11 protein-coding genes are annotated in these 14,243 nt (G+C 64.5%); 6 read left to right on the top strand and 5 right to left on the bottom strand.

The annotated features are described in order from the left end of the window. The 5 genes from dapE to dapC all read right to left on the bottom strand — a co-directional run bounded on the left by dapE (position 1) and on the right by dapC (position 4,060). Positions 1 to 1,152: a succinyl-diaminopimelate desuccinylase gene (gene dapE / locus F7R11_RS11320; RefSeq protein ID WP_064803594.1), complete on the bottom strand. Its 1,152-nt coding sequence runs from the start codon at positions 1,150 to 1,152 to the stop codon at positions 1 to 3. A gap of 25 nt (positions 1,153 to 1,177) precedes the next feature. Further along, positions 1,178 to 1,522 (bottom strand): arsenate reductase, encoded by a 345-nt coding sequence (locus tag F7R11_RS11315; RefSeq protein ID WP_064803591.1) that lies wholly within the window; start codon positions 1,520 to 1,522, stop codon positions 1,178 to 1,180. Positions 1,523 to 1,526: 4 nt separating this feature from the next. Next, positions 1,527 to 1,922: a hypothetical protein gene (locus F7R11_RS11310; protein WP_064803588.1), complete on the bottom strand. Its 396-nt coding sequence runs from the start codon at positions 1,920 to 1,922 to the stop codon at positions 1,527 to 1,529. A gap of 68 nt (positions 1,923 to 1,990) precedes the next feature. Beyond that, positions 1,991 to 2,818 (bottom strand): 2,3,4,5-tetrahydropyridine-2,6-dicarboxylate N-succinyltransferase, encoded by an 828-nt coding sequence (dapD, locus tag F7R11_RS11305; RefSeq protein ID WP_021194364.1) that lies wholly within the window; start codon positions 2,816 to 2,818, stop codon positions 1,991 to 1,993. A 42-nt stretch (positions 2,819 to 2,860) separates the two neighbouring features. Then, complete coding sequence (gene dapC / locus F7R11_RS11300; RefSeq protein WP_064803586.1) at positions 2,861 to 4,060, bottom strand: succinyldiaminopimelate transaminase; 1,200 nt, start codon at positions 4,058 to 4,060, stop codon at positions 2,861 to 2,863. A 147-nt stretch (positions 4,061 to 4,207) separates the two neighbouring features. Between dapC and F7R11_RS11295 the strand changes: the two genes are divergently transcribed. The 6 genes from F7R11_RS11295 (at position 4,208) to def (ending at position 14,231) form a co-directional block, all read left to right on the top strand. Beyond that, positions 4,208 to 5,137 (top strand): DMT family transporter, encoded by a 930-nt coding sequence (locus F7R11_RS11295; protein ID WP_064803584.1) that lies wholly within the window; start codon positions 4,208 to 4,210, stop codon positions 5,135 to 5,137. Between the two features lie 36 nt (positions 5,138 to 5,173). Further along, positions 5,174 to 6,223: an alpha/beta fold hydrolase gene (locus tag F7R11_RS11290; RefSeq protein WP_064803582.1), complete on the top strand. Its 1,050-nt coding sequence runs from the start codon at positions 5,174 to 5,176 to the stop codon at positions 6,221 to 6,223. 251 nt (positions 6,224 to 6,474) lie between these two features. Beyond that, positions 6,475 to 9,990: a chromosome segregation protein SMC gene (gene smc / locus F7R11_RS11285; protein WP_064803580.1), complete on the top strand. Its 3,516-nt coding sequence runs from the start codon at positions 6,475 to 6,477 to the stop codon at positions 9,988 to 9,990. Next, entirely contained in the window at positions 9,991 to 11,220 is a 1,230-nt protein-coding gene (locus F7R11_RS11280; protein ID WP_064803579.1) for a cell division protein ZipA C-terminal FtsZ-binding domain-containing protein, read from the top strand. It begins immediately after the preceding gene. 17 nt (positions 11,221 to 11,237) lie between these two features. After that, complete coding sequence (ligA, locus tag F7R11_RS11275; RefSeq protein ID WP_064803576.1) at positions 11,238 to 13,673, top strand: NAD-dependent DNA ligase LigA; 2,436 nt, start codon at positions 11,238 to 11,240, stop codon at positions 13,671 to 13,673. Between the two features lie 24 nt (positions 13,674 to 13,697). Beyond that, positions 13,698 to 14,231 (top strand): peptide deformylase, encoded by a 534-nt coding sequence (gene def / locus F7R11_RS11270; RefSeq protein WP_021194371.1) that lies wholly within the window; start codon positions 13,698 to 13,700, stop codon positions 14,229 to 14,231. The last annotated feature ends 12 nt before the right edge of the window (positions 14,232 to 14,243 follow it).

Below are 14,243 nucleotides of genomic sequence, written 5' to 3'. Positions count from 1 at the left end.
TCAGGCGATCAATGTTTCCAACACGCGGCGATACACGTTCTTCAGCGGCTCGATGAAGGCCACCTCCACGTGTTCGTCGATCTTGTGGATGCTTGCGTTCGGCGGGCCGAATTCGATCACCTGCGGGCAGATCTTGGCGATGAAGCGGCCGTCCGATGTGCCGCCGGTGGTCGACAGCTCGGTGGTCACGCCGCACTCGGCCTGGATGGCGGAGGCGAGGGCGTCGGACAGGTCGCCGCGCTCGGTCAGGAAGGGCTCGCCGCCCAGCGTCCAGTCGAGTTTGTAGTCGAGGCCGTGCGCATCGAGGATGCTGTGCACGCGTGCCTTCAGGCCGTCCGGCGTGCTGGCCGTCGAGAAGCGGAAGTTGAAGTCGATCGTGACGTGGCCCGGGATGATGTTCGTCGCGCCCGTGCCGCCGTGGATGTTCGACATCTGCCACGTCGTCGGCGGGAAGTATTCGTTGCCGTTGTCCCAGGTGGCGGCGGCCAGTTCCGCCAGCGCGGGCGCAGCCAGGTGGATCGGGTTCTTGGCCAGATGCGGATAGGCGATGTGGCCCTGCACGCCGTTGACGGTGAGCTTGCCCGACAGCGAGCCGCGTCGCCCGTTCTTGACCATGTCGCCGAGCGTCGACACCGACGTCGGTTCGCCGACCACGCAGTAGTCGAGGCGCTCACCGCGCGCGCGCAGCAGGTCGCACACCTTGACGGTGCCGTCGTGCGCCGGGCCTTCTTCATCGCTGGTGATCAGGAAGCCGATCGAGCCCGCGTGGTCCGGATGCTTGGCGACGAATTCCTCCGATGCCACCACGAAGCCCGCGATGGACGTCTTCATGTCAGCCGCGCCACGCGCATAGAGCTTGCCGTCGCGGTGGGTGGGCTCGAACGGATCGGAGTGCCATTGTTCGACGGGGCCGGTGGGCACCACATCGGTGTGGCCCGCGAAGACGAGCAGCTTGCCCGCAGTACCTGCCGTGCCGCGCTTGACGGCCCACAGGTTGGTCACGCGAAAGTGGTCCGGGCCGCTGACCACGGTTTCGCATGTGAAGCCCGCGGCGGTCAGGCGTTCGATCAGCACGTCCTGGCAGCCCTTGTCTTCGGGCGTGACGGAGCGGCGACGGATCAGGTCTTCAGTGAGGGCAAGCGTGGGCTGCATGGCAGTGGCGGTGTTGTCGTTATTGTTAGAACAGGGTGGCGTACTGGTCAGCCGTGAAGCCGACGTTGACGGTCTTGCCGTGCACCAGCACTGGCCGCTTGATGAGCGACGGGTTGGCTTGCATCAGTTCGATGGCGCCGGCTTCGTCCTCGGCACGCGCCTTGTCGGCATCCGACAGCGCGCGCCACGTGGTGCCCTTGCGGTTGAGCAGCGTCGTGAGCGGCACATGCTTGAGCCAGCCGGCCAGCATGTCGGCGCTCACGCCCTGTTTCTTGAAATCGTGGAAGGTGTAGGCCACGCCGTTCGATTCGAGCCACGTGCGGGCTTTCTTCACGGTGTCGCAGTTGGGAATGCCGTGCAGGGTCGTCATGGTGTCAATGTTGGGTGGCGACGATGAGCGCTGCGATGGCCAGCACAAAACCGATGGCGGCCAGCCAAGTCATGCGCTTCAGGCGCCGTTCGAGCCGCGCGGCTTCGTCGCGCAGGGCGTCGATGGTGATGGCGTGCTGCTCGGCCAGCAGCTTGACGGATTCGGCCTGCTGCAGGATCGCCGCTTCCAGCTCGGCAATACGTGCAGTCTGCGTATTCGGGTCGGACGCGGCACTGTCCGTACGAGCAGGTTCAGTGCCGGTCTTCTTGCGGTTCTTGAACTTGTCGATGGTCTTGTTCGCCTGCTCCAGGATGGTGGGCAGCAGCGACAAGACAGTACCGATGGTGTTCGGATCAAGACCCATGATGCGTTGGCGCAGTTTGTCGAATTTTCCGGACATGCTGCGTTCAGGTTGGTTGGCGTGCCGGTGAGACTACACGACACGCCAGCCGTTCAGCTTAGTCGGCCTTAGTCGCCGCGCAGCAGTTCGTTCAGGCCAACCTTGGCGCGCGTCTTGGCATCGACCTTCTTGACGATCACGGCGCAGTACAGGCTGTGCGTGCCGTCCTTGCTCGGCAGATTGCCCGCCACCACCACCGAGCCTGCCGGGATGCGGCCGTAGCTGACTTCACCGGTTTCGCGGTCGTAGATCTTGGTCGACTGGCCGAGGTACACGCCCATCGAGATCACCGAGTTCTCTTCGACGATCACGCCTTCCACCACTTCCGAACGCGCGCCGATGAAGCAGTTGTCTTCGATGATGACCGGGTTGGCCTGCAGCGGCTCCAGCACGCCGCCGATGCCCACGCCGCCCGACAGGTGAACGTTCTTGCCGATCTGCGCGCACGAGCCGACGGTGGCCCACGTGTCGACCATCGTGCCTTCATCCACATAGGCGCCGATGTTCACGTACGACGGCATCAGCACGGCGTTCTTGGCGATGAACGAGCCACGGCGCGCCACAGCCGGCGGCACCACGCGGAAGCCGCCCGCGGCGAAATCTTCAGCCGTGTAGTTGGCGAACTTGCTCGGCACCTTGTCGTAGAACTGCGTGAAGCCACCGGCAGCCATCGGCGCGTTGTCTTCCAGGCGGAACGACAGCAGCACGGCCTTCTTGATCCACTGGTTGACGATCCACTCGCCGTCCTTCTTCTCGGCCACGCGCAGCGCGCCCTTGTCGAGCTGGCCGATCACGTTGGCCACAGCTTCACGAACGTCGGCCGGAGCGGCCTTGGGCGACAGGTTGGCGCGGTCTTCCCACGCTTGATCGATCAGGGATTGCAGTTGTTGCGTCATGGCTTGTTGGCTCTAGGAGAGATTCAAAAAAAGGGGTAGGGATCAGCGTTGCTGGCAGAACTCGACAATGCGGCGCGCGCCTTCCAGGCATTCGTCCACACCCGCCACCAGCGCGATGCGCACGTAGTCCTGGCCCGGGTTCGTGCCGTGCGCCTCGCGGGCGAGGTAGCTGCCCGGCAGCACGGCAACGTTCTTGGCAGCCAGCAACTGGCGTGCGAATTCGGTGTCCGACAGGCCCGTGCGTTTGACGTTGGCCCACAGGTAGAAGGCCGCGTCAGGCAGGGCGACGTCCAGCACTTCGGCCAGCATCGGCGTGACCTGCTGGAACTTCTTGACGTATTGCGCGCGGTTGTCGCGCACGTGGGCCTCGTCGTTCCATGCGGCGATGCTAGCGGATTGCACTGACGGGCTCATCGCGCTGCCGTGATACGTGCGATACAGCAGGTAGGCCTTGAGCAGTTTGGCGTCACCCGCCACGAAGCCCGAGCGCATGCCCGGCACGTTGGAGCGTTTGGACAGGCTGGAGAACATCACCAGCCGATCGAAGCCACGGCCCAGTTGGTGCGCAGCCTGCAGTGCGCCCAGCGGCGGGTTGGCCTCGTCGAAATAGATTTCGGAATAGCACTCGTCCGACGCGATGATGAAGCCGTATTCGTCCGACAGCGCGAAGAGCTGCTTCCAGTCTTCCAGCGTCAGCACGGCACCCGTTGGGTTGCCCGGGCTGCACACGAAGACGAGCTGCACGTTGCGCCACTCTTCCGGCGTGATGGCTGCGAAATCGGGCGCGTAATTGCGCGCCGGGTTGCTGTTGGCGAACAGCGGCGTCGCGCCGGCCAGCAGCGCCGAGCCTTCGTAGATCTGATAAAACGGGTTCGGGCACAGCACGCGCGCGCCGGGCTTGCTGCCGTCGATCACGGTCTGGGCGAACGAGAACAGCGCCTCGCGCGAACCGTTGACGGGGATGACCTCGGTGGCCGGATCGACCTTCGGCAGACCGTAGCGGCGTTCCAGCCATGCGGCGATGCACTGTCGCAGTGCATCGGAACCCAACGTCGTGGGATAATTCGCCAGCCCACCGAGCGCGGCGACGAGCGCATCCTTGATCAGCGCTGGCGTCGGGTGCTTGGGCTCGCCGATGCCGAAGCTGATCGGCGTATGCGCGGCGCTGGGCGTCACGTCCTTGACGAGCGCTTTCAGTTTTTCGAACGGATACGGCTGCAGGGCGGACAGGCGCGGATTCACGGTGCGGGGCGGGTTGGGTGAGCCAGCGTGGCGCTTGGCGGGAAGCCCGAAATTATACGGCCAACGTGTGTTGGCTGCCCCAAGAAAACCCGCTCAACCCCGGACATTGCAGGAAGCGGCGGTTTTCCGCCGTTTTTTATTGGATTCATGACAACGATTGCCTCTTCGGCGCCCTCAGCAGACGGCGCCACCCATCACGAGCCGCAATGGACGGCGGCACTGTTCATCCTCGTGGGTGCCTCGGTCTGGGGGATTTCCTGGTATCCGTACCGCCTGCTCGCTGGCTGGGGACTGGGCAGCATGCTGGCCTCTTCGGTGACGGGTGCCGTGGCCGCCGTGATCGCGGCCGTGGTGCTGCGGCGCCACTTTCCCACTTTCCAATGGTCTTGGGTGATCCCGGCGCTGGGGCTGGCAGCGGGCATCACCAATGCAGGCTTCGTCTGGGGCACGGTGCACGGTACGGTCATGCGTGTGCTGCTGCTGTTCTATCTCACGCCGGTGTGGACGGCGTTGCTGGCGCGCTTTTGGCTGCATGAACGCCTGGGGCTGCGCGGCGGTGTTTTGCTCGCATTGGCCTTGTCGGGAGCCATGCTGATGTTGTGGTCGGGGCGGGCCGGTACGCCGTGGCCGGGTTCGGCGGCGGAATGGGCGGGGCTGATTGCCGGCTTGGCTTTCGCGTGTAACAACGTGCTCTCGCGCCTGGCGGGGCAGCGTCACCCGACCATGCGGCCGGAAATGCGTACCGTGGTCGTCTTTACCGGTTCTGCCCTGGTGGGCTTGCCGGCGGCAGTTCTGCTCGACGGTGTGCAGGCGGTGCCCGCCGCAATCGCGCAACCCAACACGTGGATGCTGCTGCTCGGTATGGCATGTGTGCTGGTGGGCGGCAATGCCATGGTGCAGCGCGGTTTGCAGCGGCTGCCGGCCAATCGCGCCGCGCTGCTGATGCTATTCGAGATTGTGGTGGCGGCCGTGTCGTCGGCGCTGCTTACGTCTGAGCGCTTGTCGATGCAGGAAATGGTGGGCGGCGCGTGCATCATTCTGGCGGGCGCGCTGTCGGGGTTGTCGCGGCGCAAGTAGCTCTGGCGTTCCACGAATCCATCAAGGAGTGTGCTGATGTTGCTTCGCTCGATTTCCGTTGCGCTGGTTGCCGCCTTGGCAATGTCGGGTGTGTCCGCCCAAGCCGCACCTGCTGCTGAGAACGGCCCCGCGTATGGCCCCCGGCTGGAGGGCTTCGACTATCCGGCACCGGTCCACCTATTCAAGTTTGAATCCCAGGGCAACGCGCTGGAGATGGCCTATCTGGACGTCAAGCCCGAGCAGGCCAACGGTCAGGTCGCAGTGCTGCTGCACGGCAAGAACTTCTGCGCGGCCACCTGGGAAGGCACGATCCAGGCGTTGACGGGCGCCGGCTATCGCGTGATCGCGCCGGACCAGATCGGCTTCTGCAAATCGAGCAAGCCGCGCGCCTATCAGTATTCGTTCCAGCAACTGGCGAGTAACACGCATGCGCTGCTGGCCTCGCTGGGCATTCAGCAGGCCATCCTGATCGGCCACTCGACGGGCGGCATGCTGGCCACGCGCTATGCGCTGATGTATCCGACCGAAGTCTCGCGGCTGGTGATGATCAACCCGATCGGCCTGGAAGACTGGAAGGCCAAGGGTGTGCCGCCCATGGCGGTCGACCAGTGGTTTGCACGCGAGAAGCAGACCAGCGCCGACCGTATTCGCGCGTATGAGCAATCCACTTACTACGCGGGCCAATGGCGCGCCGACTACGAGCCCTGGGTGCAGATGCTGGCCGGCATGTATCGCGGGCCGGGGCGAGACCTTGTGGCCTGGAACTCGGCCCTGCTGTACGACATGATCTACACACAGCCTGTGGTGTACGAATTCGGCCAAGTGCGCCCCTGGACACTGCTGCTGATCGGCCAGAAGGACACCACCGCCATCGCCAAGGACACGGCGCCCCCGGAAGTGCGCGCCCGCCTGGGCAACTACCCGGAACTGGGTCGGGCTGCTGCCAAGGCGATTCCGCGTGCGACGCTGGTGGAGTTTCCGGAGGCGGGCCATGCGCCACAAATTCAGGACGCTGCTGCGCTGCACAAGGCATTGCTGGAGTGGCTGGCCAGCCCGGATATTTCCCGCACGCGCAGGCCGGATTGATGCCGGCATGTCCGAAAGGTGAAATTGCTGACAAATCCTCAGCAATTTGCCTTCTGGGATCGCAAATTTCGTCCATTTTTGTGCCATTCGTATTGGCTGGAGCCTGGGTGCCCGATGGTATGATGACGCCATCCGCGCCCCCGGCGCGCGCCTTGCAATCCCGCGCCCCGTGGCGTTGACGTGATTGCGACGGCGCAAGTCTCGGGCGCCCGCTTCATCACTCTTACTGATCCCTTCGAGACGACCTCAACGTGCGCCTCTCCTCGATCAAGCTCGCAGGCTTCAAGTCTTTCGTCGATCCGACCAATTTCCATGTTCCGGGCCAGCTCGTCGGCATCGTCGGCCCGAACGGTTGCGGTAAATCCAACATCATCGACGCCGTGCGCTGGGTGCTCGGCGAATCACGCGCCGCGGAACTCCGTGGCGAATCGATGCAGGACGTTATCTTCAACGGCTCCACGCAGCGCAAGCCCGCTGGCCGGGCCAGCGTCGAACTCGTGTTCGACAATGCCGAAGGCCGCGCCGCTGGCCAGTGGAGCCAGTACGCCGAAGTGGCGGTCAAGCGCGTCCTGAGCCGCGATGGCACCTCGTCGTACTTCATCAACAACCAGGCGGTGCGCCGCCGCGACATCCAGGACATCTTCCTCGGCACGGGTCTGGGCCCGCGCGCCTACGCCATCATCGGGCAGGGGATGATCTCGCGCATCATCGAGGCCAAGCCCGATGACATGCGCATCTTCCTGGAAGAAGCTGCGGGCGTGTCCAAGTACAAGGAACGCCGCCGCGAAACCGAAAACCGCCTGTCCGACACGCGTGAAAACCTCACGCGCGTGGAAGACATCCTGCGCGAACTCGGCACCAACCTCGAGAAGCTTGAAGGCCAGGCTGAAGTTGCGCAGCGCTTCCAGGCTCTGCAGGCCGACGGCGAAGAAAAGCAGCATCTGCTGTGGCTGTTGCGCAAGCGCGAGGCGCAAGGCGAGCAGGAGCGCCATCAGCGCGCCATCGAACAGGCGCAGATCGATCTCGAAGCGCAGACCGCGCAGTTGCGCCACATCGAGGCTGAGCTGGAAACGATGCGCGTTGCGCACTACGCATCGTCCGACGCCATGCACGCCGCACAGGGCGCGCTGTACGAGGCCAACGCCGAAGTCAGCCGCCTGGAAGCCGAGATCCGCTACGTGGTGGAGTCGCGCAACCGCATCCAGCAGCAGATCGCCACGCTGACCGCGCAGCAGGATCAATGGCACACGCAGGGCGATCAGGCGCAGGAAGACCTGGCCGCGGCCGAAGAGGAACTCGCCATGGCCGAGGAGCGCGCTGCGCAGGCGGCCGAGGAAGTCGCTCGCAAGTCGGACGAGCTGCCCAGCCTGGAGGCCCAATGGCGCGATGCGCAGACCGCGCTGAACGACCAGCGCGCCGCCATCCTGCAATCGGAGCAAGCGCTCAAGCTAGAAGCCGCGCACCAGCGCAACGCCGATCAGGCCTTGCTGCAACTGCAGCAGCGCCGCGAACGTCTGTCGCAGGAATCCTCCGGCCTCGACAAGCCGGACGACGTGCAGCTCGAAACACTGCGTGCCGAGCTGGCCGAACAGGAAGAGGTGCTGGCCGAAGCGCAGGCTGCGCTGGAAGACGCCGAGACGCAGCTTCCGCAGCTCGACGAGGCGCGCCGTGCCGCGCAGGAGCGCGTGCAATCGGAAGCCGCCGCCATCGCCAGCCTGGAAGCCCGTCTTGCCGCGCTCAAGCAACTGCAGGAAAACGTGCAGACCGACGGCAAGGTCCAGCCGTGGCTTGCCAAGCATGAACTGAGCGAACTGCCGCGCTTCTGGAAGAAGCTGCAGATCGAGCAGGGCTGGGAGCCCGCGCTCGAAGCCGTGCTACGCGAGAAACTCGGCGCGCTGGAGGTTTCCAACCTCGATTGGATCAAGGCGTTTGCCGCTGACGCGCCGCCCGCCAAGCTGGCGTTCTATGCGCCGCCGCCGGCTGCGCGTCCGGTGGAAGCGCCGGCCGGGCTGCGTCCGCTGATGTCGCTGCTGCAAGTGACCGAGCCGGGCATTCGTGCCGTGCTGCAGGATTGGCTGGCCGACGTCTACATCGCTGACGACATGCAGGCTGCGCTCACCGAGCGTCCGACGCTGCCGGAAGGCGGTACGTTCGTCGTCAAGGCCGGGCACTTGATCGGCCGTTCATCGGTGCAGTTGTATGCGCCCGATTCCGAGCAGGCCGGCATGCTGGCCCGCGCGCAGGAAATCGAGAACCTGCAGAAGCAGGTGCGTGCGCAGATGCTGCTGTCGGATGAGGCCAAGAGCGCCGCTGTGCGTGCAGATGCGGCCTACACCCAGGCCAGCCAGGCACTGCTGCATGTGCGGGCCCGCGCTGATCAGGCCACGCGCCGTGTGCACGTGCTGCAGATGGACGTGCTCAAGCTCTCGCAGGCCATGGAGCGCTACAACGCCCGCAGCGGCCAGATCGACAGCGAGCTGGAAGAGATCCGTGCACAGATCGAAGAGCAGCGTGCCATCCGCGCCGAATCCGAAGCGACCTTCGAGCAGCACGACGCGGCACTCGCCGATCTGCAGGCGCGCTTTGAAGACAACCAGCAGGCGTTCGAGGCGCTCGAAGTTCGCCTGAGCGATGCACGCAATGCCTTGCGCGATCAGGAGCGCGGCGCACAGGAGGCGCACTTTGCCGAGCGCAATCTGCAGAACCGCATTGCAGAACTGAAGCGCAACATCCAGGTGGCGAGCGATCAAGCACAGCAGATTGTGCTGACGCTGGAAAACGCCCGCGCCGAACTCGAAACCATCAATGAGCAGACCGCGCACACCGGCCTGCAGGAAGCGCTGGAGCGCCGAGCCGAGAAGGAAGAAAAGCTCGGCGCAGCGCGCATTGAACTGGATGCACTGACGGCCCAGTTGCGTGCCTTCGATGAGCAGCGCCTGACTGCCGAGCGCGCCCAGCAACCGCTGCGTGACCGCATCACCGAACTGCAATTGAAGGAACAGGCCGCGCGCCTGAACCAGGAGCAGTTCTCCGAGCAGCTCACCACGGCCAACGTGGATGAAGCTGCGCTGGCCGAGCGTCTGACGGGCGACCTCAAGCCCTCGTACCTGCAAGGTGAAGTCACGCGTATCAACAACGCCATCAATGCGCTGGGCCCGGTCAACATGGCTGCGCTGGATGAGCTGGCTGCTGCGCGTGAACGCAAGGGCTTCCTTGATGCGCAGTCGGCCGACTTGAACGACGCCATCACCACGCTGGAAGACGCGATCCACAAGATCGACCAGGAAACGCGCTCACTGCTGCAAGGTACGTTCGACCAGGTCAACTATCACTTTGGCGAACTGTTCCCGACGCTGTTCGGCGGCGGCCAGGCCAAGCTGATCATGACCGGCGAAGAGATTCTCGACGCCGGCGTGCAGGTGATGGCGCAACCGCCGGGCAAGAAGAACTCGACGATTCACCTGCTGTCGGGCGGCGAGAAAGCGCTGACCGCGATTGCGCTGGTGTTCGCGATGTTCCAGTTGAACCCGGCCCCATTCTGCTTGCTGGACGAGGTGGACGCGCCGCTGGACGACGCCAACACCGAGCGCTACGCCAACATGGTCAAGCGCATGTCCGACAAGACCCAATTCGTTTTTATTTCTCACAACAAGATTGCGATGGAAATGGCGCAACAGCTCATCGGTGTGACCATGCAGGAACAAGGCGTGTCCCGGATCGTGGCGGTGGATATGGATGCCGCACTGACCATGGCGGAGGCCGCGTAAATGCAAGACAACAACCTGGTCATGGCGCTGCTGGGCGCTGGTGTTGTTTTCGTACTGGTGATCGTGGTCTACAACCAGTGGCAGATTCGCAAGGCACGCCGTCCGGAAGCCTACAACCCGTCTGTTGACGAGGCCCCACGCGGTGAAGGCTGGACAGGAAACGAGCGCCACGAACCGGCGCTGGGTGGCGAGCGAGATGAGGCTGGTCGCGTCGAGCCGCGACTGGAACCCGGCCTCGCATCGCAACCGCATGCACCGTCCACCGGCAGCGCGGAAACCGAAGCTGGCGTGATCGGCGCTGAACTCACACCCACCAGCGAAGAGGCTGCGCGGGAAGCTGCTGAAACGGGTCAAGCTGAAGAGGCGGTCGAGCCCGCACCCGGCTCGCTGGAGCCGGCCAACGGCGTGATCGACCCGCTGATCGATTGCATCGTTTCGTTGCACCCCGAGCGCGAAGTGTCGGGCGATCGCCTGTTGCCGGCGCTGTCCAAGCTGCGCCGCGCAGGGACCAAGCAGATCCACGTGGAAGGCCTGAACCCGGCGGCAAACGCCTGGGAAGCCATTCGCGCCGGTCAGCGCTACCTGGATCTGCAGGTGGCCGTGCAACTGGCTAACCGCACCGGCCCGCTCAACGCGTTGGAGTTCTCGGAGTTCATCAACGCGATCGACCCGCTGTCGGACGCAGCGGATGCCGCGCCCGAGTTGCCCGACATGAACGAGACCATCGCCAATGCGCGCGAGCTTGACGCGTTTGCCGCCGAGTGCGACGTGCAGCTTGGCGTGAGCGTGATCTCCGACGGCGCACCATGGTCGGCCGCCTACGTGCAGACCGTGGCCACGCAAGATGGCCTCGTGCTCTCGCGCGATGGCACGCGCTTTACGCGCTACCACGCCGGCACCGACGGCGTGCAGCGCGCGCTGTTCACGCTGCAGTTTGGCGACACCAACTTCCTGCGCGATGACCTAACCGTCAAGGGCGGCCGCCAGATCACGCTGCTGCTTGACGTGCCAGTGGCTGAAGAGGCATCCAAGCCGTTCAAACTGGTCTGTGAGTACGCTTACACGCTGTCTCAGCGTATGGGCGCGCAGGTGGTGGACGACAACCTGCGTCCGTTGACGGAGCAGTCCTTCGTTGCCATTCAGAAGCATCTGCGGGTGCTGTACGACAAGCTTGAATCGCGCGGCGTGCCCGCCGGTTCCAGCGCCGCGGTGCGCTTGTTCAGCCACTGACGCGTTCCCCATTTCCCATGAGCAAGACCGCAGAACCCGCGTCCAGACCGTCCTCGAAAGACCGGCCCGAGACGCGGGCAGCGTGGCTGCGCGCCACGCTCAACCGCTATGCCCACGAGTACTACGTGCTCGACCAGCCCAGTGTGCCGGACGCCGAATACGACCGGTTGTACCGTGAGTTGGAAGCGCTGGAAGCTGAATATCCGGAACTGAAAACACCCGACTCCCCCACGCTCCGTGTGGGCGGGGCGATTCTGCCGGAGTTCGCGCAGGTCCGGCATGTCATTCCGATGCTGTCGATCCGCACGGAGACCGACACCACCGCCAACGGCGCCCGTGCGTTCGATGCCAGCGTGCGCCGTGAGCTTGGCCTCGATGAGACCGATCCGCCTGTCGAATACGCGGCTGAGCTGAAGTTCGACGGCCTGGCGATCAGCCTGCGCTACGAGCGCGGCTTTCTCGTGCAGGCAGCCACACGCGGTGATGGCACCACGGGCGAAGACGTCACGCAGAACATCCGTACGATCCGCCAGATTCCGCTGGGGCTTACGCCTGTGGACGGGTCTGTGCCCGAGGTGTTGGAAGTCCGCGGCGAGGTCTATATGCGCCGCGACGATTTCGAGAAGCTCAATGCCCGTCAGCGTGAGCGCGGCGACAAAACCTTCGTCAACCCGCGCAACACCGCTGCCGGTGCGGTGCGTCAGCTTGACCCGAAGATGGCCGCCGAGCGCCCGCTGTCGTTCTTCGCCTATGGCCTGGGCGAAGTGGTCGGCTGGGGTGGCCTACCCAAGACGCACTCCAGCATGCTCGATGCGCTGCAGGTGTTCGGCTTCCCGGTCAGCAAGGAGCGTGCGGCAGTGAAGGGCGGCGAAGGCCTGGTCGAATTCCACGCCGCCATTGGTGCCAAGCGCGACAGCCTGCCGTTCGATATTGATGGCGTGGTCTACAAGGTCAATGACCTGGCATTGCAACGCGAACTGGGCTTTCGCACGCGCGAGCCCCGCTGGGCGGTGGCGCACAAGTATCCGGCGCAGGAAGCATTGACCACCGTCGAATCGATCGACGTGCAGGTGGGCCGCACGGGCGCCATCACGCCGGTGGCGCGTTTGGTGCCCGTGTTTGTTGGTGGCGTGACAGTCACCAATGCGACGCTGCACAACGAAGACGAAGTCCGCCGCAAGGACGTGCGTGTAGGCGACACCGTGATCGTGCGTCGTGCGGGAGACGTGATCCCCGAGGTGGTGAGCGTGGTGCTCGACCGTCGTCCAATGGATGACGTGCCGGGCAGCGACCTGTTCAACCCACAGCAGCAGCCCAAGTACCCGCCATTCGAGTTGCCGAAGACCTGTCCGGTATGCGGTTCGCATGTGGTGCGCGAAGTGGGCGAAGCGGTGGCGCGTTGCTCGGGCGGCCTGTTCTGCTCGGCGCAGCGCAAGGAAGCGATCCGTCACTTTGCCGGCCGCCGCATGATGGACATTGAGGGCCTGGGCGAGCGCTACATTGACAACCTGGTTGAGCTGGACTACGTGCATGGCATCGCCGATCTGTACAAGCTCAAGCTCGAAGATCTTCTCGAGATGAAGCGCCGCGCCGACGAGCGCGATGGCGTGACCCCTGAGACCGTTGCTGCCGGCAAGATCGCCACCAAGTGGGCGGAGAACCTGCTTGAGGGTATCCAGGCCAGCAAGACGCCGCCGTTGGCGCGCTTCCTGTTTGCGCTGGGTATTCGCCACGTGGGCGAATCAACCGCCAAGACACTTGCCGATTGGCTGGGCAGTCTGGCCATGATCCGGCGTGCGCCGGCACCATTGCTGTTGGCGTTGCCGGACGTGGGCGCCACGGTGGCGGAGGCCATCGCCGATTTCTTTGCCGAGCCGAAGAATCAGCAGGCGTTGGATGCGCTGCTCGAAGCCGGCGTCACCCCCCAGGGTGAGCATGCGCCCAGCGCCAAACTACGCGAGAAACTGGAGCCGGCCGAGTTGTATGCCACCCTCGGCGTGCCCAAGTTGACGGCTACGCGCGCCAAGCAGTTGGCGGTGGCGGCCCCCACGCTTGCGCAATTGGCGGCCGTGGAAACCGGGCAGTTGGCCGGCCTACCGGCGGACGTGTCCGCATCGCTGCTCGAATGGCTGGGCGCGCATGATCATCGTGCGCAACTCGTGCAGCTTGATGCACTGCGCAACGAACTGCTCGCTGCCATGCCGGTCGAGGCTGCACAAGAGGGTGTCCTTGCCGGCAAGACCGTGGTGCTGACCGGAACCCTGCCCAACCTCACGCGCGACGATGCCAAGGCCATGCTGGAAGCTGCTGGCGCCAAGGTGTCGGGCTCGGTATCGAAGAAGACCGACTACGTCATCGCCGGTGAAGAGGCTGGCAGCAAGCTCGCCAAGGCAGAAGAGCTGGGGGTGAAGGTTCTGGACGAAGCGGGTATGCTCGCGCTGTTGCAAAAATAGCCAGAAATAGGCTGGAGACTCGGCATGATCCGAAACATCCTCAAAATGGGCGACAGCCGCCTGCTGCGCGTGGCAAAACGGGTCGAACGCTTCAGTACGCCCGAGCTGACCGCGCTGATTGAAGACATGTTCGACACGATGGACGCCGCGCGGGGCGCCGGCCTGGCGGCGCCGCAGATCGGCGTGGACCTGCAGGTCGTCATCTTCGGATTCGATCGCAACGAGCGCTATCCGGATGCGCCAGCGGTGCCCAAGACGGTGCTCATCAACCCGACCATCGAGCCGCTGACCGACGAGACGGAAGAAGGCTGGGAGGGCTGTCTGTCGGTGCCAGGCCTGCGCGGTGTGGTGCCACGCTACACGCGGTTGCGCTATACCGGCTTTGACCAGCACGGCCACACCATCGACCGCATTGCCGAGGGCTTCCACGCGCGCGTCGTGCAACACGAATGCGACCACCTCCAGGGCGTGCTGTACCCCATGCGCGTGAAAGACTTTACCCGCTTCGGCTTTACCGAAATCCTGTTTCCAGAACTGCCTGCAAATCACGACGACTGAGCCGACGGCGGA

This window comes from Ralstonia insidiosa (assembly GCF_008801405.1).
Taxonomy (GTDB): domain Bacteria; phylum Pseudomonadota; class Gammaproteobacteria; order Burkholderiales; family Burkholderiaceae; genus Ralstonia; species Ralstonia insidiosa.
This window is presented reverse-complemented; position numbering and strand designations above follow the sequence as displayed.